Origin of the sequence: Mesorhizobium sp. CA6, assembly GCF_020165035.1 — a bacterium.
Classification (GTDB): Bacteria; Pseudomonadota; Alphaproteobacteria; order Rhizobiales; family Rhizobiaceae; genus Mesorhizobium.
In genome coordinates, this window is the sequence record NZ_JAIUHI010000033.1 from 1 (window position 1) to 19,174 (window position 19,174).

19 protein-coding genes are annotated in these 19,174 nt (G+C 64.1%); 10 read left to right on the plus strand and 9 right to left on the minus strand.

All coding sequences use genetic code 11. From position 1 onward, the window contains the following. Positions 1 to 255: 255 nt before the first annotated feature. The 3 genes from LB526_RS29000 to leuB all read left to right on the plus strand — a co-directional run bounded on the left by LB526_RS29000 (position 256) and on the right by leuB (position 2,358). A complete protein-coding gene (locus tag LB526_RS29000) occupies positions 256 to 639 on the plus strand; it encodes a RidA family protein (protein ID WP_224532802.1) in 384 nt (127 codons plus the stop codon). Positions 640 to 682: 43 nt separating this feature from the next. Further along, complete coding sequence (locus LB526_RS29005) at positions 683 to 1,033, plus strand: VOC family protein (protein WP_224608604.1); 351 nt, start codon at positions 683 to 685, stop codon at positions 1,031 to 1,033. A 221-nt stretch (positions 1,034 to 1,254) separates the two neighbouring features. After that, positions 1,255 to 2,358 carry a 3-isopropylmalate dehydrogenase gene (gene leuB, locus LB526_RS29010; RefSeq protein ID WP_224549583.1) on the plus strand — a complete coding sequence of 368 codons (1,104 nt, stop codon included), beginning with the start codon at positions 1,255 to 1,257 and terminating at the stop codon, positions 2,356 to 2,358. A gap of 344 nt (positions 2,359 to 2,702) precedes the next feature. Here leuB and LB526_RS29015 read toward each other — a convergent pair whose 3' ends face one another. Further along, on the minus strand, positions 2,703 to 4,589 hold the full coding sequence (locus LB526_RS29015; protein ID WP_224630600.1) for a DEAD/DEAH box helicase: 1,887 nt from the start codon (positions 4,587 to 4,589) through the stop codon (positions 2,703 to 2,705). Between the two features lie 587 nt (positions 4,590 to 5,176). On the opposite strand from LB526_RS29015, the gene LB526_RS29020 reads away from it, so the two are divergent. Together LB526_RS29020 and LB526_RS29025 are read left to right on the plus strand one after the other, a co-directional pair. Continuing rightward, a complete protein-coding gene (locus tag LB526_RS29020; RefSeq protein WP_140845968.1) occupies positions 5,177 to 6,211 on the plus strand; it encodes an aspartate-semialdehyde dehydrogenase in 1,035 nt (344 codons plus the stop codon). 396 nt (positions 6,212 to 6,607) lie between these two features. Further along, the gene (locus tag LB526_RS29025; RefSeq protein WP_224532663.1) at positions 6,608 to 7,063 is read left to right on the plus strand and encodes a GNAT family N-acetyltransferase; all 456 of its coding nucleotides are present in this window, start codon (positions 6,608 to 6,610) and stop codon (positions 7,061 to 7,063) included. Here LB526_RS29025 and LB526_RS29030 read toward each other — a convergent pair. After that, positions 7,053 to 7,472 (minus strand): ACT domain-containing protein, encoded by a 420-nt coding sequence (locus LB526_RS29030; protein ID WP_224532664.1) that lies wholly within the window; start codon positions 7,470 to 7,472, stop codon positions 7,053 to 7,055. The two genes, LB526_RS29025 and LB526_RS29030, sit on opposite strands and share 11 nt — an antisense overlap. A gap of 138 nt (positions 7,473 to 7,610) precedes the next feature. Here LB526_RS29030 and LB526_RS29035 point away from each other — a divergent pair, with 138 nt between their 5' ends. The 3 genes from LB526_RS29035 to LB526_RS29045 all read left to right on the plus strand — a co-directional run bounded on the left by LB526_RS29035 (position 7,611) and on the right by LB526_RS29045 (position 8,973). Continuing rightward, complete coding sequence (locus LB526_RS29035; protein ID WP_224532665.1) at positions 7,611 to 8,021, plus strand: DoxX family protein; 411 nt, start codon at positions 7,611 to 7,613, stop codon at positions 8,019 to 8,021. Positions 8,022 to 8,034: 13 nt separating this feature from the next. Continuing rightward, positions 8,035 to 8,562: an SRPBCC family protein gene (locus LB526_RS29040; RefSeq protein ID WP_224532666.1), complete on the plus strand. Its 528-nt coding sequence runs from the start codon at positions 8,035 to 8,037 to the stop codon at positions 8,560 to 8,562. A 147-nt stretch (positions 8,563 to 8,709) separates the two neighbouring features. Then, complete coding sequence (locus LB526_RS29045; protein ID WP_095770014.1) at positions 8,710 to 8,973, plus strand: YMGG-like glycine zipper-containing protein; 264 nt, start codon at positions 8,710 to 8,712, stop codon at positions 8,971 to 8,973. 76 nt (positions 8,974 to 9,049) lie between these two features. Here LB526_RS29045 and rpsP read toward each other — a convergent pair whose 3' ends face one another. From rpsP to LB526_RS29070, 5 genes are all read right to left on the minus strand, one after another. Next, a complete protein-coding gene (gene rpsP / locus LB526_RS29050; protein ID WP_140845973.1) occupies positions 9,050 to 9,451 on the minus strand; it encodes a 30S ribosomal protein S16 in 402 nt (133 codons plus the stop codon). A 50-nt stretch (positions 9,452 to 9,501) separates the two neighbouring features. After that, a complete protein-coding gene (locus tag LB526_RS29055) occupies positions 9,502 to 9,828 on the minus strand; it encodes a chorismate mutase (protein ID WP_095770012.1) in 327 nt (108 codons plus the stop codon). 7 nt (positions 9,829 to 9,835) lie between these two features. Next, positions 9,836 to 11,413, minus strand: a complete 1,578-nt coding sequence (gene ffh / locus LB526_RS29060; protein WP_224630601.1) for a signal recognition particle protein — start codon at positions 11,411 to 11,413, stop codon at positions 9,836 to 9,838. Positions 11,414 to 11,753: 340 nt separating this feature from the next. Further along, positions 11,754 to 12,704 carry a CPBP family intramembrane glutamic endopeptidase gene (locus LB526_RS29065; RefSeq protein WP_224630602.1) on the minus strand — a complete coding sequence of 317 codons (951 nt, stop codon included), beginning with the start codon at positions 12,702 to 12,704 and terminating at the stop codon, positions 11,754 to 11,756. Positions 12,705 to 13,188: 484 nt separating this feature from the next. Then, positions 13,189 to 13,794, minus strand: coding sequence for a DUF1236 domain-containing protein (locus LB526_RS29070; protein WP_224630603.1), 606 nt, complete (start codon positions 13,792 to 13,794; stop codon positions 13,189 to 13,191). A gap of 351 nt (positions 13,795 to 14,145) precedes the next feature. On the opposite strand from LB526_RS29070, the gene LB526_RS29075 reads away from it, so the two are divergent. After that, the gene (locus LB526_RS29075) at positions 14,146 to 14,949 is read left to right on the plus strand and encodes a lytic transglycosylase domain-containing protein (RefSeq protein ID WP_224611329.1); all 804 of its coding nucleotides are present in this window, start codon (positions 14,146 to 14,148) and stop codon (positions 14,947 to 14,949) included. Positions 14,950 to 15,069: 120 nt separating this feature from the next. On the opposite strand, the gene LB526_RS29080 is transcribed toward LB526_RS29075, so the two are convergent. Together LB526_RS29080 and LB526_RS29085 are read right to left on the minus strand one after the other, a co-directional pair. Then, complete coding sequence (locus LB526_RS29080) at positions 15,070 to 16,725, minus strand: hypothetical protein (protein ID WP_224630604.1); 1,656 nt, start codon at positions 16,723 to 16,725, stop codon at positions 15,070 to 15,072. A 300-nt stretch (positions 16,726 to 17,025) separates the two neighbouring features. Continuing rightward, positions 17,026 to 18,249, minus strand: coding sequence for an argininosuccinate synthase (locus LB526_RS29085; RefSeq protein ID WP_224630605.1), 1,224 nt, complete (start codon positions 18,247 to 18,249; stop codon positions 17,026 to 17,028). Positions 18,250 to 18,410: 161 nt separating this feature from the next. Here LB526_RS29085 and LB526_RS29090 point away from each other — a divergent pair, with 161 nt between their 5' ends. Continuing rightward, positions 18,411 to 19,052 (plus strand): LysE family translocator, encoded by a 642-nt coding sequence (locus LB526_RS29090; RefSeq protein WP_095770006.1) that lies wholly within the window; start codon positions 18,411 to 18,413, stop codon positions 19,050 to 19,052. The last annotated feature ends 122 nt before the right edge of the window (positions 19,053 to 19,174 follow it).

Consider the following 19,174-nt stretch of genomic DNA (forward strand, 5'->3'; position numbering starts at 1 on the left):
CTGTCCGAAAGGACGACCAGGATTCATTCGGTCTCCTTCCCACTTCAACCATACACCAGAACCAACACACAGGATTCTATGGTCTGCGCGCGTCGCTTCGCTCCTTGCTCCGCCCAGGAATGACGACCGGAGGGAGGCTTCGGCCAATCACCCATGTCGCGCTTACCTTTCCTGACAACGGTCCGCCCGGCTTGGCCCACGACCAGACCCGTCTTCCCCTGCTAGAGGGGGCGCAACCAACGCGAGGAGGCTCCCATGCGCAAGCTCATCTCCACCGGTTCGCCCTTCGAGAAAACCGCCGGCTATTCGCGCGCGGTGGTGCAGGGCGACTGGTGCTTCGTGTCGGGAACCACCGGCTATGATTATGCCACCATGACCATGCCCGACACGGTCGAGGCGCAGACGCGCAATTGCCTTGCCACCATCGCCAAGGCGCTCGCCGAAGGCGGGTTCGACATGGCCGACGTGGTGCGCGCGCATTACTACATCACCGACCAGGCCTATGTTGACGTGGTCTTCCCGATCCTCGGCGAGGCATTCGGCGACATCCGCCCGGCGGCGACGATGATCGTGTGCCAGCTCAACAAGCCGGAGATGAAGATCGAGATCGAGGTGACGGCGCTGAGGCGCACGGCATAGGCTGCCGGCACTAGGAAGCGCGCAAAGCAGGGGTCAGCCTATGGTGAAAGTCGAGCGCATCGTCGCCAACATCGCCACATCCGACATTGCCGCGGCCAAGCGCTTTTACCAGGACGTGCTCGGGCTTGATCTGCTCATGGATATGGGTTGGATCGCCACCTACGGGTCCGAGGAACGGATGCAGGTGCAGGTGAGCTTCATGGCGCAAGGCGGATCCGGCACGCCGGTGCCGGACCTGTCGATCGAGGTCGACGATGTGGACGCGGCGCTCGACGCAATGAAGGCCGCCGGCTTCGCCGTCGAATACGGCCCGGCCGACGAGCCCTGGGGCGTGCGGCGCTTCTATGTGCGCGATCCGTTCGGGCGGCTGGTGAATATTCTGTCGCATCGGTAGCTGGGGTTCCTCGCCCCACGAAGTGGGGAGAGGTGGCTCGGCGAAGCTGAGACGGAGAGGGGAGCGCCCTACGAAGGCCCCCTCTCCGTCCGCTTCGCGGACACCTCTCCCCCACCTCCGGCGGGGGCGAGGAACCGAGCTTCGAGACATCCTCTTGCGCCCGGCCCGCTTGGCGTTTAGCAAGGCCGCGGTTTCTCCAAATACTATTGGGACGGTTCTCCATGGCTTCGAAAAATCTCTTCCTGCTCGCCGGCGACGGTATCGGCCCCGAGGCGATGGCCGAGGTGAAGAAGCTGATCAAGGCCATGAACGACAAGCTCGGCAGCGGTTTCGCCACCGATGAGGGCCTGGTCGGCGGCTGCGCCTACGACGCGCATGGCGCGGCGATCTCCGACGCCGACATGGCGAAGGCGATGGCGGCGGATGCCGTGCTGTTCGGCGCCGTGGGCGGGCCTAAATGGGATGCCGTGCCTTACGAGGTGCGCCCCGAGGCTGGGCTCTTGCGCCTGCGCAAGGACATGGAGCTGTTCGCCAATCTCAGGCCCGCGATATGCTATCCGGCCCTGGCCGCTTCCTCCTCGCTCAAGCAGGAGGTGGTCGAGGGCCTCGACATCTTGATCGTGCGCGAGCTCACCGGCGGCGTCTATTTCGGCGAGCCAAAGCAGATCATCGATCTCGGCAACGGCCAGAAGCGCGGCATCGACACCCAGGTCTACGACACGTTCGAGATCGAGCGCATCTCGGGCGTCGCCTTCGAGCTCGCGCGGACGCGTCGGAACCACGTCACCTCGATGGAAAAGCGCAACGTCATGAAGTCGGGCGTCTTGTGGAACGAGGTAGTCTCGCAGACCCACAAGGCGCGCTATTCCGACGTCAAGCTCGACCATATGCTGGCCGATGCCGGCGGCATGCAGCTGGTGCGCTGGCCAAAACAGTTCGACGTCATCGTCACCGACAATCTGTTCGGCGACATGCTCTCCGACATCGCCGCCATGCTCACCGGCTCGATCGGCATGTTGCCGTCGGCCTCGCTCGGCGCGCCGGATGCCAAGACCAAGAAGCGCAAGGCGCTCTACGAGCCGGTGCACGGCTCGGCGCCCGACATCGCCGGCAAGGGCATCGCAAACCCGATCGCCATGATCGCCTCCTTCGCCATGTGCCTGCGCTATTCCTTCGGCATGGTGGCCGAGGCCGACAGACTGGAAGCGGCCATCGCCGCCGTGCTGGACGACGGCCTGCGCACCAAGGACATTCTTTCCCCGGGCATGAAGGAAGTCGGCACCACCGAGATGGGCGACGCCATCATCGCCAAGTTCCTGGGATGATCGTATGACCGTCGACATTCGCTGGGCTAGGGTCGACATTGCGCACCCCACGCGTTCGTCATTCTATGGCGGAGCAAGGAGCGAAGCGACGCAGCGCAGACCATAGAATCCATTCCGTGACCTGTGAGCGTCGCAGCGGTTCAGAACGGCTCCCTGTTCTGCGTCGTCCCTATTCTTCGCGCGAGGTCACGGCATGGATCCTCGGGTCTGCGCGTCCGCTTCGCTCCCGCTCCGCCCGTGGATGACGAAGTTCGGACGCTCGGCCAATCTCGAAGGTTGCGATTTGCCACCGAAAGAGAACGCCGGCGCTCGCTGCGGGTCGGCTTCTAACTTTCGTCGCGACCCTAGGCTGGTCGCTTCTTCGGCTTCTTGCGCTTTGCCGGCTGGTCGGATTTCGGCCCATCGAACTTTGGCTTGTCGAATTTCGCCTTGCCGGGTTTCTTCGCCCAGGTGTCCAGCGCCGCAGCACGCTGTCGTTCGCCCGGCGCCCGCTTCTCGAATCCGGGCGCGCCCTGGTCGAAAGACCGCTTGCCGCGGTGCGGCTTTTTCTCCGGCCTCTGTGGCTGGTAGCCGGCGCGCGACAGGTCCGGCGTGCCGTCGATCCGCCTGACCGCGATGCTGCCTTGCAGCTTGCGGTCGGGGCCGATCGCGGCGACGAACCGGTCGGCCCAGTCTGCGACGATCTGCACGAAGGTTTCCTCCGGCTGCATCTTGATGGCGCCGATCTCGCGCTTGGACATGCCGGCGGTGCGGCACAGCATCGGGATCAGCCAACGCGGCTCGGCATTCTGCCGGCGGCCAACCGAGAGCGAGAACCAGACGCTATCGCCGAAATCGTCGCGGCGGCCCGATGTTTCTTCCCCGCGGCCGGATGTCTCTTCCCGGCGTGCGAACTTCTCCTTTGATGGCGCGAAGGGCGCGACATCGATCAGGTCCTCAGGCGCCGAGCGGCTTGCACGGCAAAGCCGCACGAAGGCGGCGGCCACCAGCTCGGCGCCGTGCCGTTCCAGGAGCGCCGCGGCGAAGTCGCGCTCTTCCTCCTTCACCGGCTCGCCGAAGGAAGGATCGGCCAGGATGCGCTCGTCGTCGCGCCGCAGCACCTCGTCGGCTGAGGGAGGGCTCGCCCAGGCCGCGGTCAGGCCGGCATTGGCGAGCAGCCGCTCGGTGCGCCGGCGCGCATTGCCCGGCACGATCAGCGCGCTGACGCCCTTACGGCCGGCGCGTCCGGTGCGGCCGCTGCGATGCAGCAGCGTCTCCGGATTGCTCGGCAGGTCGGCGTGGATGACGAGATCGAGATTGGGCAGGTCGATGCCGCGCGCGGCGACGTCCGTGGCGATGCAGACCTTGGCGCGGCCGTCGCGCATTGCCTGCAGGGCGTGGCTGCGCTCGTTCTGGCTGAGCTCGCCGGAGAGCGCCACCACCGCAAAATTGCGGTTGTTGAAACGCGCTGTGAGATGGTTGACGGCGGCGCGGGTGTTGCAGAACACCATCGCATTGCCCGCCTCGTAATAGCGCAGCACGTTGATGATGGCGTTCTCGCGATCGGCGGGCGCGACCGAAAGCGCCCGGTACTCGATATCGAGATGCTGCTTTTCCCCGCCGCCGGCCGAGATGCGCACGGCGTCGCGCTGGTAACTCTTCGCCAGCGTGGCGATGGAGCGCGGCACGGTGGCGGAAAACATCAGCGTGCGGCGCCCGGCGGGCGCGGCGTCGAGGATGAATTCCAGGTCCTCGCGGAAGCCGAGATCGAGCATCTCGTCGGCCTCGTCGAGCACCACCGCTTTCAGCGCCGACATGTCGAGCGCGCCGCGCGTGATGTGGTCGCGCAGCCGGCCCGGCGTGCCGACGATGATGTGAGCGCCGCGCTCCAGCGCGCGCCGCTCGGTGCGCATGTCCATGCCGCCGACGCAGGAGGCGATCTCAGCGCCGGTCAGCTCGTAAAGCCATTCCAGCTCGCGCCGCACCTGCAGCGCCAGCTCGCGCGTCGGCGCCACGACCAGGCCCAACGGCGCTCCGGCGTCGCCGAAGCGCTCGGCGCCACTGAGCAGGGTCGGCGCCACGGCAAGACCGAAGGCGACGGTCTTGCCGGAGCCGGTCTGCGCCGACACCAGCGCGTCGGCCTCGCCGAGCTCAGGCCCAAGCACCGCCTTCTGCACCGGCGTCAGCGCCGAATAACCGCGCTTTTCCAGCGCCTGAGCCAGCGCAGGAACAATCGTTTCGAAACTGGACATTTTCTTCTTTCGGAATTCGGGGTTCTGCGCTCGCCATTGGAGCACAAGGCCGGCACTGCGTCAGCCAAACGAAATTTGGGCCGTTCGTACTTGCTACAGCCGCCGTTGTACAGAGCAGACGGCACCGCCTTTCCCTTCTCCCCTTGTGGGAGAAGGTGGCCGCGAAGCGGCCGGATGAAGGGTGTTCCAGGGAAAGCCAACGCCTCACTCTGCTGGAACACCCCTCATCCGTCTCGGCGCTACGCGCCGATCCACCTTCTCCCACAAGGGGAGAAGGAGAGGCGCTACGCCAATTGACTCTTCTGCCAAACTGCGTAAAAGCCCGCGTCGAACGGGATGGTTTTCCGATGCGCGGCCTTTCGATGGCTCTTCTTGCATTCGACTCCCCCAGCCACAATGTAACGCATTGGGCTGGGGGCTTAGACGCGTCCGTCCGTTCCAGCAAAACTACGGCCAAAACCACCACCAAAACGGTGTGATTCCCTTGGCCTAACCACCCTCTCCCGGGTACGGCCCGGGGGGCGAAACCCGCATGAGGCCGGCGGGTTTTCTCCAATAACCAAGCGGAGAGGGACAGGAGATACCAGATGAGTTTCAAGGTTGCGGTAGTCGGCGCCACGGGCAATGTGGGCCGCGAAATGCTCAACATTCTGGACGAGCGCGGCTTCCCGGTGAGCGAGGTGGTGGCGCTGGCGTCGCGGCGCAGCCAGGGCACCGAAGTGTCCTTCGGCGACCGCACGCTGAAGGTCAAGGCGCTTGATCAATACGATTTTTCCGACACCGACATCTGCGTGATGTCGGCGGGCGGCAACGTGTCGAAGGAATGGTCGCCGAAGATCGGCAAGCAGGGCTGCGTCGTCATCGATAATTCGTCGGCCTTCCGCTACGATCAGGACGTGCCGCTGATCGTGCCGGAAGTGAACCCGGACGCGATTTCGCTGTTCACGCGCAAGAACATCATCGCCAATCCGAACTGCTCTACGGCGCAGCTGGTCGTGGCGCTGAAGCCGCTGCATGACGTCGCCACCATCAAGCGCGTCGTCGTCGCCACCTACCAGTCGGTGTCGGGCGCCGGCAAGGAAGGCATGGACGAGCTGTTCACACAGACCCGCGCCGTGTTCGTCGCCGACCAGGTCGACGTCAAGAAGTTCACCAAGCGCATCGCCTTCAACGTCATCCCGCATATCGACGTCTTCCTCGACGACGGCTTCACCAAGGAAGAGTGGAAGATGGTGGCCGAGACCAAGAAGATGCTCGACCCCAAGATCAAGCTGACGGCGACCTGCGTGCGCGTGCCGGTGTTCATCGGCCATTCGGAAGCGGTCAACATCGAGTTCGAGAAGCCGATCACGGCGGATGAGGCGCGCGAGATCCTGCGCGAGGCGCCCGGATGCCAGGTGCTGGATAAGCGCGAGAACGGCGGCTATATCACGCCGCTGGAATCGGCCGGCGAGGACGCCACCTTCGTCTCGCGCATCCGCGAGGATTCGACCGTCGACAACGGCCTGTCGATGTGGGTGGTCTCCGACAATCTGCGCAAGGGTGCGGCGTTGAACGCCGTCCAGATCGCGGAGCTCCTGGTCGAGCGCGGCCTGATCCAGCCAAAGAAGAAGGCGGCCTGACGGCAGTTTGTTTTCGCTCACGGGCCGCACCGCCGCTGCCGCGGCTGGCCCTGCGCGGGCGCGCCGGACGACCGGCGGCCTGCGGTCGCAGGCTCGGCCTTCGGGCGTTTGTTTTCGCTCACGGGCCGTATCGCCGCTGCCGCGGCTGGCCCTGCGCGGGCGCGCCGGACGACCGGCGGCCCGCAGTCGCAGGCTCGGCCTTCGGCCGTGGCGGTTCTTCCTTCTCCCCTTGTGGGAGAAGGTGTCGCCGAAGGCGACGGATGAGGGGTGTTCCAGGGAACGCTGACGTCTCACTCCGCTGGAACACCCCTCATCCGTCTCGGCGCTGTCGCGCCGATCCACCTTCTCCCACAAGGGGAAAAGGGAACGCTCGCACTTTTCGGGTCAGCTGAGCTCATGATCGGTCCGGCTTCCAATATCCTCCTGCGTCCGGCCATCGCTTCCGACGCGGCCGCCATCGCCAAGCTGATGCGCGCGTCGGTCAATGCCTTCGACTGGATGCCGGTGTTGCACACGCCGGAGGAGGACCTGTCCTTCATCCGCGATATCCTGCTGCCCGAGCAGCAAGTGGCGGTCGCCGAGACCGCCGAATGCATCGTCGGCTTCATCGCCGCCAAGGGCGAATGGGTCGAGCAGCTCTATCTTGATCCGGCCTGGACTGGACAAGGCATCGGCAGCCGGCTGCTTGCTCAAGCCACCGCCGGCATACCTGTAGTCAAGCTTCATTGCTTCCAGGCCAATACCGGCGCGCGCCGCTTCTACGAACGCCACGGTTTTCGCGCCGAGGCCCTCGGCGACGGCTCGGCCAATGAGGAAAGCTTGCCGGATATTCTTTATGTCCTCAGGCGCTGAGCTCAGGCCCATTTTCGGCCGCCAGGCCGCGCAATATCGCCAGCGCTTCCTCCGCCCGCTCCGCCGGCACGAACAGATGGTCGTGATAGAAGGCCGACACCGGATTGACGCCCATGCCTGCCGCCGCGAGCCGCGTGGTGATGGCGGCGAGGAAGCCGACGGCTTCCAGCGAGGAGTGGATGTCGAGCGTGATCATCCGGCTGCGGAACGTGCCGGCAAGGCCGGCTGCTTTCGCTGCGTCTTCCGCGACGATCAGCGTCAAACCTTCGTGCTCGCGGAATTGCATGACGGGATCGAGCCCATCCGGCATGGCCGCGTCCGGCGCCAGCGTAGCGAAGACGTAGGTTCCGGCGAGCAGTTGCGGCGTCATCGAAGCCAACAGCCTGCCCAGGTCGGTCTCGCCGGTCATCGTGCCACCTTCCGTTCCACGCACTGAACCACGCTTTTGAAAAAAGCGCACCCCGACCCGTAGGATCGCCGCGTGGTTCTCCGTCCTTGGTTCGAAGCTGGCAGAAAGCCGGCCCTTGAACCATCAGGAGGAACACCCATGAGCATTTCCGAAGCCGTGCCTGTCTCGAACGGCGCCTTGTGGACCGGGCGCGTGCTAAGCGCCGTCGTCATCCTGTTCATGATTTTCGACGGCGTCATCAAGCTGCCGCCGCTGGATGTTGTCACCCGGACGATGACCGAACTCGGCTGGCCGGCCGACGCCAATGTCGCGCGCATGCTGGGTGTCATCGGGCTGATCTCGACTGCGCTCTACGCATGGCCACGTACATCGGTGCTCGGCGCCATCCTGCTCACCGCCTATATGGGCGGCGCGATTTCGACGCATGTGCGGATCGGCAACCCGCTGTTCTCGCATACCTTGTTCGGCGTCTATCTCGGCATAATCCTGTGGGGCGGGCTCTACCTGCGCGACCAAAGGGTGCGGGCGCTGATCCCGTTCTCGCGATAGAGGAGCAAAAGAAATGTTTGCCACCATCCTCATCATCCTGGTCGTCATCGTCGCCGCGGTGCTGACCTATGCCGCGACCCGGCCGAACGATTTCGTCGTCACGCGTTCGGCCAGCATCAAGGCGCCGGCCGAGACGATCTTCCCGCTGATCAACGATTTCCGGCGCTGGCCCGAATGGTCGCCCTTCGAAAAACTCGACCCCGGCATGAAGCGCACGCTGTCGGGCGCCGAAAGCGGCAAAGGCGCGGCCTATGCCTGGGAAGGCAACTCCAAGGCCGGCAAGGGCCGCATGGAGATCACAAATTCGGTGCCGTCATCGCTGGTGTCGCTCAAGCTCGACTTCGAAAAGCCGTTCAAGGCCAACAACAGCGTCGACTTCACGCTTTCGCCGTCCGGCGAGGGCACGACCGTCACCTGGGCGATGCGCGGGGCAAGGCCCTTCATCGCCAAGCTGATGAGCCTGTTCATGAATTTCGACACGCTCATCGGCAAGGATTTCGAGGCCGGGCTCGGCAATCTGAAGCGCCTTACGGAGCGCTGAAAACCATGAAGTTTCAACGAGTTGGCGTTCAGTGCTGCAAATCCGGCCGGGGCCTAGCCGGCCAATCTTCATCATTGCCGGGATCAATTTAGCTGTTTGTGAGTTTAGGGCATGGCGGCGAGGACGGCGCTTGAGAGAGGAACAGCAATGAAGAAAGCAATTACCATCCTGGTGCTGACGGTGGCCCTTGGCGCCTGCTCGCAAACGGAAAAGGGTGCTGCGATCGGTGGCCTGGGCGGTGCGGCGGTCGGTGCCGCAGTGGCGGGCGACCCTGTGCAGGGCGCGGTCGTGGGCGGCGCGGTCGGCGCAGTGGCCGGCGCGCTGATCGGCCATGCCAGCGAAGCCGGCCAGTGCCGCTATCGCGACCGTTACGGGCGTGTCTATGTGGCGCGCTGCCCGTCCGGCTATTGAGATATCGGACCGAAATCGAACAAAGAAAAACGGCGGGCCGATACCCGCCGTTTTCATAAGCGACGAAGAACCGTGATTACTCGGCGCTGGCCGCCTCAGCCTCGGCCGGTGCGGCGCTCGCCGCGGCAGCCGCCGCAGCGGCGTCTTCCTGGGCCTTCTTCAGCAAGGCAGCGCGTTCCTGCGCCTTCTTGCCGGGCAGAGCCTTGTTCGGGTTCGAGCGGGCCTCGCGCTTGGCAATACCGGCCTCGTCGAGGAAGCGCAGCACGCGGTCGGTCGGCTGGGCGCCATGCGACAGCCAGTGCTTGACGCGGTCGGCGTCGACCTTGACGCGCTCGCCGTCCTTCGGCAGCAGCGGGTTCCACGAGCCGAGCGACTCGATGAAACGGCCGTCGCGCGGCGAACGGGCGTCGGCGACGACGACGTGGTAGTAAGGACGCTTCTTTGAGCCCGCACGGGCCAGTCTGATCTTCAGTGCCATTTCTTTGTCTCCTAAAAGCTCTGATTTCGTTGATGAGTTTTCAGCTGGGTTCAGCCGGTTTTCGTCACGCCGTTGGCAGCGGCGATCTGTTCGTGGTGCCGGATCACTTCGCGGACGACGAAGTTGAGGAATTTCTCCGCGAAATCCGGGTCGAGATGCGCATCCTTCGCCAGCTGGCGAAGACGGGCGATCTGCTGCTGCTCGCGCGCCGGGTCGGCGGGCGGCAGGCCATGCTCGGCCTTCAGAACGCCGACCGCCTTGGTGCAGCGGAAGCGTTCGGCCAGCATATGGATGAGGGCGGCGTCGATATTGTCGATCGAAGCGCGGTAGCCGGCCAGGATGGCGCGTGCATCGGCCATGTCTTTCTCCTCGTTCATCGCCCCTTCACTTCTTCTTGCCCAAACCGGGCAGCCCGCCGCCCAGGCCCGGCAGACCCGGAAGCTTCATGCCGCCAGGCAGGCCCGGCAGTCCGCCGCCACCGGGAAGCCCGCCCGGCAGGCCCTTGCCGAGGCCGGCGGCCTGCGCCTGCTTCTGCAGGGCTTCGAGCTGCTTGGGATCCATCTTTGACAGGTCGGGCATGCCGCCGCCGGGCATCATGCCGCCCAGCCCCATTTTCGAGGCGAGGCCGCCCATCATGCCGCGCATGAGGCCGCCGCCTTTGCCCTTGCCGCCCATCGCCTTCATCATGTCGGCCATGCCGCGATGCATCTTCAAGAGCTTGTTGATCTCGGCCGCGTCGGTGCCGGAACCGGCGGCGATGCGCTTCTTGCGCGAGTGCTTGAGGATATCGGGGTTGGCGCGCTCGGCCTTGGTCATCGAGGAGATGATGGCGAGCTGGCGGCCGAACATCTTGTCGTCGAGGCCGGCTGCGGCCAGCTGGTCCTTCATCTTGCCCATGCCGGGCATCATGCCCATGATGCCGCCCATGCCGCCCATTTTCGACATCTGCTGAAGCTGCTGGGCAAGGTCGTTCAGGTCGAACTTGCCCGACTGCATCTTTTTCGCCATCGCCGCCGCCTGCTCGGCGTCGATGGTTTCGGCGGCCTTCTCGACGAGCGAGACGATGTCGCCCATGCCGAGGATGCGGTCGGCGATGCGCTTGGGGTGGAATTCCTCCAGCCCGTCCATCTTTTCGCCGGTGCCGATGAGCTTGATCGGCTTGCCGGTGACGGCGCGCATCGACAGCGCCGCGCCGCCGCGGCCGTCACCGTCCATGCGGGTCAGCACCAGGCCGGTGATGCCGACGCGCTCGTCGAAGCTTTTCGCCAGATTGACGGCGTCCTGGCCTGTGAGCGAGTCGGCGACCAGCAGGATCTCGTGCGGGCTCGACACCTTCTTGATGTCGGCCATCTCGACCATCAGCGGCTCGTCGATATGGGTGCGGCCGGCGGTGTCGAGGAGGACGACGTCATGGCCGCCGAGCCTGGCGGCCTGCACGGCGCGCTTGGCGATATCGACCGGGCTCTGGCCGGCGATGATCGGCAGTGTCGCGACCTTGGTCTGCTCGCCGAGCTGGCGCAGCTGCTCCTGCGCGGCGGGCCGCCGCGTGTCGAGCGAGGCCATCAGGACCTTCTTGTTCTGCCGCTCGGTCAGCCGCTTGGCGATCTTGGCCGAGGTCGTCGTCTTGCCGGAACCCTGCAGGCCGACCATCATGACGACCACAGGCGCCGGCGCGTTGAGGTCGACGGCTACGCCCTCGGCGCCGAGCATCTCGACCAGCTCGTCATGGACGATCTTGACGACCATCTGTCCGGGCTTGATCGACTTCAGCACGGCGGCGCCGACCGCCTTCTCGCGCACCTTGTCGGTGAAGGAGCGAACCACTTCCAGCGCGACGTCGGCCTCGAGCAGCGCACGGCGCACCTCGCGCAAAGCCGCCGAGACGTCCGCCTCGGAGAGCGCGCCGCGGCCGGTCAGGCCGTTCAGGATGGAGCCAAGACGCTCCTGGAGGGATTCAAACATCTGCGGTCCTTGATCTCGGTGGGGTTCGACCGAGAGGTAGTGCGTTCGCGCCGGGTCGCCAAGCAAAAGCGCAAAGCCAAAAAGCACCCGGGGGCGCATCGCGCTGCCGGGTGTTGGCCTCCAGGATCTCTTTACAGCACCCGCCTCAAAGAGGTTTCGGCGTCCTGGTCGGCTTTCGCGAAAGAAAACTCGTCGCGGAATTCAGCGGCTCTAGACAGGAAATCGGCCGCGGAGTCAAGGCCAACGCATGTCGCGCAAAAGTGCGCAGCGGTTTTGCGGCAACGACATGCGTCAAAAAATATCCCGGAATCCGGGCCAAAACGCCGCCATTTGGGGCGTCTCACAGCGGACTTTGCCGGGTCGCCCCAACCCGCAGCGGCGAGCGCCGGTGCAAAAGCAGCAGCATCGTCAGAAGCGTGCTGACGACGCCGATCGCCGCGATGAGAACGGCGTCCAGATTGGTCCAGCCGGAGCCTTCGAGAGGCTTGGCATTGAGCAGCGCGAAGGAATTGTAGGCCTCCTGGTGCGAGATCAGCAGGAAGCCGGTCAGGTTATTGCCGAGATGGGCGCCGAAGCCGGCGCCGAGATTGCCGGTGACATAGACCAGGAGCGTGAGCAGCAGGGCGAATGTGCCGATCGAGATGAAGACACTGGCATTGATGGCCAGCGTCGAGGCCGTATTCCAGTGCAGCGACGTGAACAGCAGGCCCGGCAGCACCGCCCAGACCAGAGGACTCCTGAAGCGACGAGCGAGGGCGCGCAGCAGATAGCCGCGAAACAGCATTTCCTCCGACGAGGTCTGCAGGAATGCGAGCAGCGCGATCGGCGCCAGGAAAAGCAGCCAGGACGACAGGGTGATCGGTCCGCGGGCGATCTCCGGCTGCAGCCAATAGAGCAGCACCTCGGAAAATAGCGAGGTGATCAGCACCGCGACCAGGCCCTTCAGGAAATCGCCGCCAGCGATGCGGCGGGTGACGCCAAAGAGAGCCGACAGCGGCTCGCCATGCACCAAACGCATCGCCACCCACAGGCCGATCCAGATGCCGGCAAAGGAGCTCAGCGCGCTGAGGATGCCGACGGGCGATGCCAGGAAGTCCTGCATGTACTGCCCGGTCGAGGGGCCGGGCAGGCGCCAGACGATGTAGACATAGGTGCCGGCAAACAGCACGACGGCCGTCGTCGCCATCCAGAAGGCAATGACGATTGCCGTGCCGAAGAACAGCCGCAGCAAATTGGTCTTTTCGTTCGGCGAGCGGCGATAGCGCTCGAAGGCGGCATTTTCGATCGTCACGCGGCTCCCCTGCCGAAGGCTTTCGGCTGTATTGTGTAGGAGGTCGGTGGTTACCGCGCGATTACCTTGCTTTGAGCCGGGACTGACTGGATCGCGTTGAGGGCACGAACATCGAATTCGTACCACGGAACACTAACGCGCGATCACGAAGGTAGGAGATTAGCTGGAACGCCATCTCGTCGTCATCCACGGGCGGAGCAAGGAGCGAAGCGACGCGGCGCAGACTCGAGGATCCATTCCGTTACTTCCGAGCGTTGCCACAGTGCAGAATTCTGCCCCGCTGCGCTCTTCGGCCGGGGTCACGGAATGGATCCTCGGGTCTACGCGTCCGCTTCGCTTCCGCTCCGCCCGTGGATGACGAAGTTCGGACGCTTCGGCCAATCCCAAACGTGTGCATTGAACGCAGGCAAGCCTGAGCCGTCAGCACGGAAAAGAAACGGCCGCCATCGCCGGCGGCCGCTCGTTTGACGACGATCAAGCCCGATCAGCGCATCACATAGACGATGCGCCGCGTGCCGGGGTCGACCAGCGCCGGCTGGTTGTTCACATAGACATAGCGATACCGGTAATCGGGGATCTCGCGCAGCTCGACCGTGTCGGGCAGCGTGGCTCCGGTCACCACCTCGCCCTCGAGATAGACCGGATCGACCCGGTGCGTGGTGACATAGGTGCCGACCTCGGCCGGCGGTCTGCTGATCGATTCGATGGCGTCGTCGCCGGGAACGATGGCGCCGGTGTAGCTGTCCGTGGTGTAGATGTTATCGGTCGGCGGCGACACGACGGCGATGCCGGCATTGGCCGGCCGGCGTGTCAGCACGACGCGGCTGCCGCCGAAATCGCCCGTCACATAGTCGGAATAGACCCAGCCATTGCCGCCCGCTTCGGCAATCGTGCACCATTTGCTGTTCGCGATGCAGCCGGTGAGCGTTGCCGACTGGCCGGCGGCCAGCACGCCAATCACGGGATATTGCGGGCCGGGGCCGGCGCGCACATTGAGATCGGCCACCGCCGAGACGGCGGTGTCGGCCAAGGCCGCGCCCGACATGGCGAACAGCGCGCCGGCAAGCGCCGGAAACAGTACGCGTTTCATGGTTTCACTCCATTTTTCCACGCTCCCTCGCGGTCGGAAACGAAACCAAAGCTTATGCGTTCCGGCTAAAGCGCCTTTCGGCCGCTCACGAATTGTTCCATGATTTCTCGGGTTTCCGGTCAAAAGGGCGTGAGCTCTTTAGCCGTGGCACGTCCCGCCGGACCGGCGCCAATGATCACGACATCAACGTCTTTCATGAGGCAGGCCCGCCACACCTGATGGCCGATCGCAGGCTATTGCCCTTCTTTCGCCAGTGTCAGGTTTTACGTCCCCCGCGAGGACGGTGACAACCGGGCGTTTCGCTGGCAAATTCGCAATCGGGACGTGATTCAAGGCAACCAGGAGAAGGACATGGCATTTTTTGCCAAAAGAAGAATTTTCGCGGCCGCCGCGGCGGTGGTGGCGATGCTGGGGCTGGCGACAGGCGCCGAAGCCGCGGCCAGCTGCGGCAAGAACGGCGCCGGATTCGACGCCTGGAAGCAGGACTTTGCCGCCGAGGCCAAGGCCAACGGCGTCGGCCAAAGGGGGCTTTCGGCGCTGGAGGGGGCGACCTACGCGACAAGGACGATTTCGGCCGATCGCGCCATCCACAAGGCTTTCAGCGGCTCGGTGGAGGCTTTCATGAAACGCCGCGGGGCGTCCGCGATCATCTCGAGAGGCCGCGCGCTGAAGAAGGCCAACGCGGCGATGTTCGCCGATATCGAGCGGACCTATGGCGTGCCGCCGGGCGTGCTGCTCGCCATCTGGGGCATGGAAACCGGCTTCGGCGCCTCGATGGGCAATCAGAACACGGTGTCGGCCATCCTGACGCTCGCCTATGACTGCCGCCGCCCGGACTATTTCACCCCGCACGCCATCGCGGCGCTGAAGCTGGTCGATCGCGGCGCGCTGAGCGCCTCCTCGGTTGGCGCCATGCATGGCGAGATCGGCCACACCCAGTTCCTGCCCGGAAACGTGCTGAAATATGGCGTCGGCAGCGGAAACCTGCGCGACCGCAATACGGCGCTGGCTTCTACCGCCAACTATCTCAAGGCGCATGGCTGGCAGGCCGGCGCGAGCTACGAGGCCAATATGGGCGCGATCGCGGGCTGGAACTCGGCCAGCGTCTACCAGCAGGCCATCGCCCGTATCGCCGAGGCGATTGACGCGGATTGATAATTCATCCCTGGTGCAGCAGTTCGGCGTCTGATCGCTGAACTGCTGTAGAGCGTTTCACGGAAACCGCTCCATCTCTTTGTGCGCAATTCCGCCGCTGTGAACTTTTACTGGAGTTGCTTAGCTTTCGGCCTGTCTTTTCCCGATTTCATCCAAGGCTCGCAGCCTTTGCTTGTCATCTGGGATACGGGAAGCCTGCGAGCGCATGGCCCCCCAGAAGGCACGCCAGGTATCACTGTGGACGTTGAGTTGCGGATCGTATGTGCTGCTGAACCTGGCGGCCTGCGCGGGCGAAGGCAGGCGAACGTCCACCGCGAGCAAAAAGAGTTCCTCACCCCGCAATTCAGGCAGTTTCGACATCAATGCCCGCATTTCCGCGTCAAGCAGAGTAAGTCCGGCCATTCTGGCGTAGGAGACCAAGCGACGACCGTTCGATGGGTCATGCGAGGCCATGATGCTGGCGAACAATTTCTGGCGGTGCTCCCTGAATGGCGTGGCGACGTACATCGTTGCGGTCAGAAGCCCGTCATATTGCCATTGCTCCAAGTCGGACGTGTTTTGGAAAGCGTCGATGGCTCGCTGTCCGAGATCAGCGGAACTAAAAAGGAATGCCCGGCACCTGCATGTCGCAGGCGTCGTGAGAATTCGAATGATCTCATCGTTCAGAAGGTTACGCTGTCGCACGTTCAGCTTGTCGGCGAATTTGTCCAGCCTGGGCAGTCGACCGCCGGCAATGTCACTTTTGATTTTGAAGATGGCATAGGCGGCCGCCTTGACCATGTTGTCATCGAGATAGTTCTTCCGGTCGAGAAGGGCGACGATGTTAAGGGCGGCGCTGAGGTCGCCGCGAGACGCGAGCGCGAACGCCTGTTCAGCCAAAACTGCCGGGTGGGCGGTCTTTGGCTTAGGGGGAAGGGACGGGTCGAAGCGATAGATCGCTGCCGCCATGGCCTGCGGTGTCAGGTCAACGTCGCCATAGTTGACCACTTCGAAAGGTCCCGAGCGCGTTTCCCAGATCGTTTGCGCCTGGTCGAACGAGCCCATGCCCATCCTGAACAGCGGAAGATAGGCCGGCACACGCGCGGAGTTTCGGCGCCATTGCAGGACTTCAGTCTCCCGGCCGTTGTCGGCGACGACCGCCGTGAGTTTGCCTGGCTGGCTTGGGCCCCAGTGATAGTCGGCCGGATGAAGAATGCGCAGCCCATCCGGAACGGCCGGGAGCATCGTTTGCTTGAAACATTCGTCGGTCCGGCCGACAGCCCGCAATTGTGCGGATCGTGCCATGTCTTCATCGGTACACTCTGGGCCGCTGGCAAGCGTCGTCTGCCGAACGGAACTGATCGGGTTGGCGGGATTGTTGTCCTTGTGCGCGATCTCCACCAACTGATCGACGACGCCCTCCGAAACGAAGGTGCGGCTGGTGTTGAGAAAATCGTCGACGACCAGGGTTTTGATCTTCGCCAGGTCCGGGTCGATCGCCGGGGACGTCACCTTGGCCGCTTCAAGGGTTAGGTAGCCGCGCATCGCCACCGAAACCAAGGCCCAGCCCACGAAGAACACGAGAGGTGCCCATTGATAGCCGGGTTTACCGCTACGCGTTCCGCGCCAGAAAACAAATGCCGCTGCCAGCAAGGGCAATATGACACTGACGAGCTCGCCGACGCCGCCGAGGAAACCCATCGTGATCACGGTGATTGCAGCGCCGGTATATGCACCGACCCAGCAAGCGCCCGCGACGATGATAATGCCGATCAGGAGCTGCGCAGCCTTCGGCATGGTGGGTTAGGCCTCCTTTGTCAGTTCACGATTTACCAGCCGCCGGTTGCGGCCGAATTAATCGCGCCGACTAATGGAGCGTTTACACAAGGCGGCCTTGCGCGTCGGGCTTTTTTGTTGGCGAAGCCGGGCAAGCGGGAATCTCCCCCTTGAGGGTGAGATGGCCGGCAGGCCAGAGAGAGTCGCCTCGCACAAAGCGCCAACGCTTTTCGCGACGAGAGACGACGCCGGGGGCCCATCCGCGGCGACCTCCTCTGTCGCCTTCGGCGACATCTCCCCTCAAGGGGGAGATCATCAGCTTCAGCCTTTGCGGTTCCTTGCCGCGAGCGTCCTGAGGCGCAGCCCGTTGAGCCGGATGAAGCCCTCGGCATCCTTCTGGTCGTAGGCGCCGCGGTCGTCCTCAAAGGTGACCAGCGCATCCGAGTAGAGCGTTTTCTTCGACTTGCGGCCGGTGACGATGACATTGCCCTTGTAGAGCTTCAGCCGCACCGTGCCTTCGACGTCTTCCTGGCTCTTGTCGATCATCGCCTGCAGCATCACGCGCTCGGGCGAGAACCAGAAGCCGTTATAGATGAGCTCGGCGTAGCGCGGCATGAACTCGTCCTTGAGGTGCGCGGCGCCGCGGTCGAGCGTGATCGATTCGATCGCGCGGTGGGCGGCGATCAGGATGGTGCCGCCGGGCGTCTCGTAGACGCCGCGCGACTTCATGCCGACGAAGCGGTTCTCGACCAGATCGAGCCGGCCGATGCCGTTGTCGCGGCCGAGGTCGTTGAGCGCCGCCAGCATGGTGGCCGGTGACAGTTTCTTGCCGTTGAGCGCGATAGGATCGCCCTTGAGGAACTCGATCTCGATCTCGGTGACGACATCGGGCGCATCCATCGGCGAGACGGTGCGCTGATGGACGAATTCCGGCGGCTCGCTCCACGGATCCTCCAGCACCTTGCCTTCGGAGGAGGAGTGCAGGAGGTTGGCGTCGACCGAGAAGGGCGCGTCGCCGCGCTTGTCCTTCGGCACCGGGATTTGATGCTGCTCGGCGAAGTTGAGAAGGTCGGTGCGCGACTTGAACGACCAGTCGCGCCACGGCGCGATGACCTTGATGTCGGGGTTCAGAGCATAGGCCGAAAGCTCGAAGCGGACCTGGTCGTTGCCCTTGCCGGTGGCGCCATGGGCAATGGCGTCGGCGCCGGTTTCCTTGGCGATCTCGACCAGATGCTTGGAGATCAGCGGCCGGGCGATCGAGGTGCCGAGCAGGTAGGTGCCTTCATAGACGGCGTTGGCGCGGAACATCGGGAAGACGAAGTCGGCGACGAATTCCTCGCGCACGTCGACGATGCGGATGTCCTTGATGCCCATCATCTCGGCCTTGCGGCGCGCCGGCTCGAGCTCACCACCCTGGCCGAGATCGGCGGTGAAGGTGACGACTTCGGCGCCGAGCTCGGTCTGCAGCCATTTCAGGATGATGGAGGTGTCGAGGCCGCCGGAATAGGCGAGCACGACTTTCTTGATGTTCTTGGTCTTGGGCATTTTTGGCGGTTCCGCGGGAAAATAGCTTCGCGGGCGAGGTATCACGGCCTTTCCGGGCGGCGCAAGAGACGAAGGTGAGCAGGATGCCCCAATCGCCGCGGCTGGCGCGACTGGGGCAGCCGCGTTATAAACTCGCAAACCATCACGACACCGGGCCTTCCATGTCCTTCATTCCCGACACTTCGACGCTCATCCAGTTCGCCATCGCCACCATCATCCTGGCGATCACGCCTGGGCCGGACATGACGCTGTTCGTGTCGCGCACGCTGAGCCAGGGCCGCGCCACCGGCTTCGCCTCCATGGCCGGCGCGCTCTGCGGCACACTGATCCACACCACGCTGGTGGTGGTAGGCATCTCGGCGCTGATCGTCGCTTCGCCGATGGCCTTTTTCGTCTTGAAGATTTTTGGCGCCGGCTATCTGGTGTTCCTGGCTTTTCAAGCGGTGACGAAAGGCTCGGCCTTTTCGCCGGAGAAGAGGACGGGACCGCAGGTTTCGCTGTTCCGCAGCTGGGCGGCCGGGCTCGGCGTCAACCTGCTCAACCCGAAGATCATCCTGTTCTTCATGACTTTCCTGCCGCAATTCGTCTCCGCGCACGATCCGAACGCGTCCGGAAAACTGTTCTTCCTCGGCGTGATGTTCATCGTGCTGTCGATCCCGGTGACGGCGCCGATGGTGCTGGCGGCGGAGAAATTTTCGGCGGCGATGAAGGCGAGCCCGCGGGTGACGCGCGTGGTCGACTATCTGTTCGGCGGCGTGTTCTCGGCCTTCGCGCTCAAGATCCTGACCGCGCAGGCGAAGTAGGGCGTTAGCCATCGCGTAAAATTCGCCGGCGCTGTTGCATTGCTGCTCTTGCCCCCAGGATTCTGCCCACCTAGAAGATTCGCTAGGGCATATTGGGGGACTAATGAAGAGCTTACTCTTGG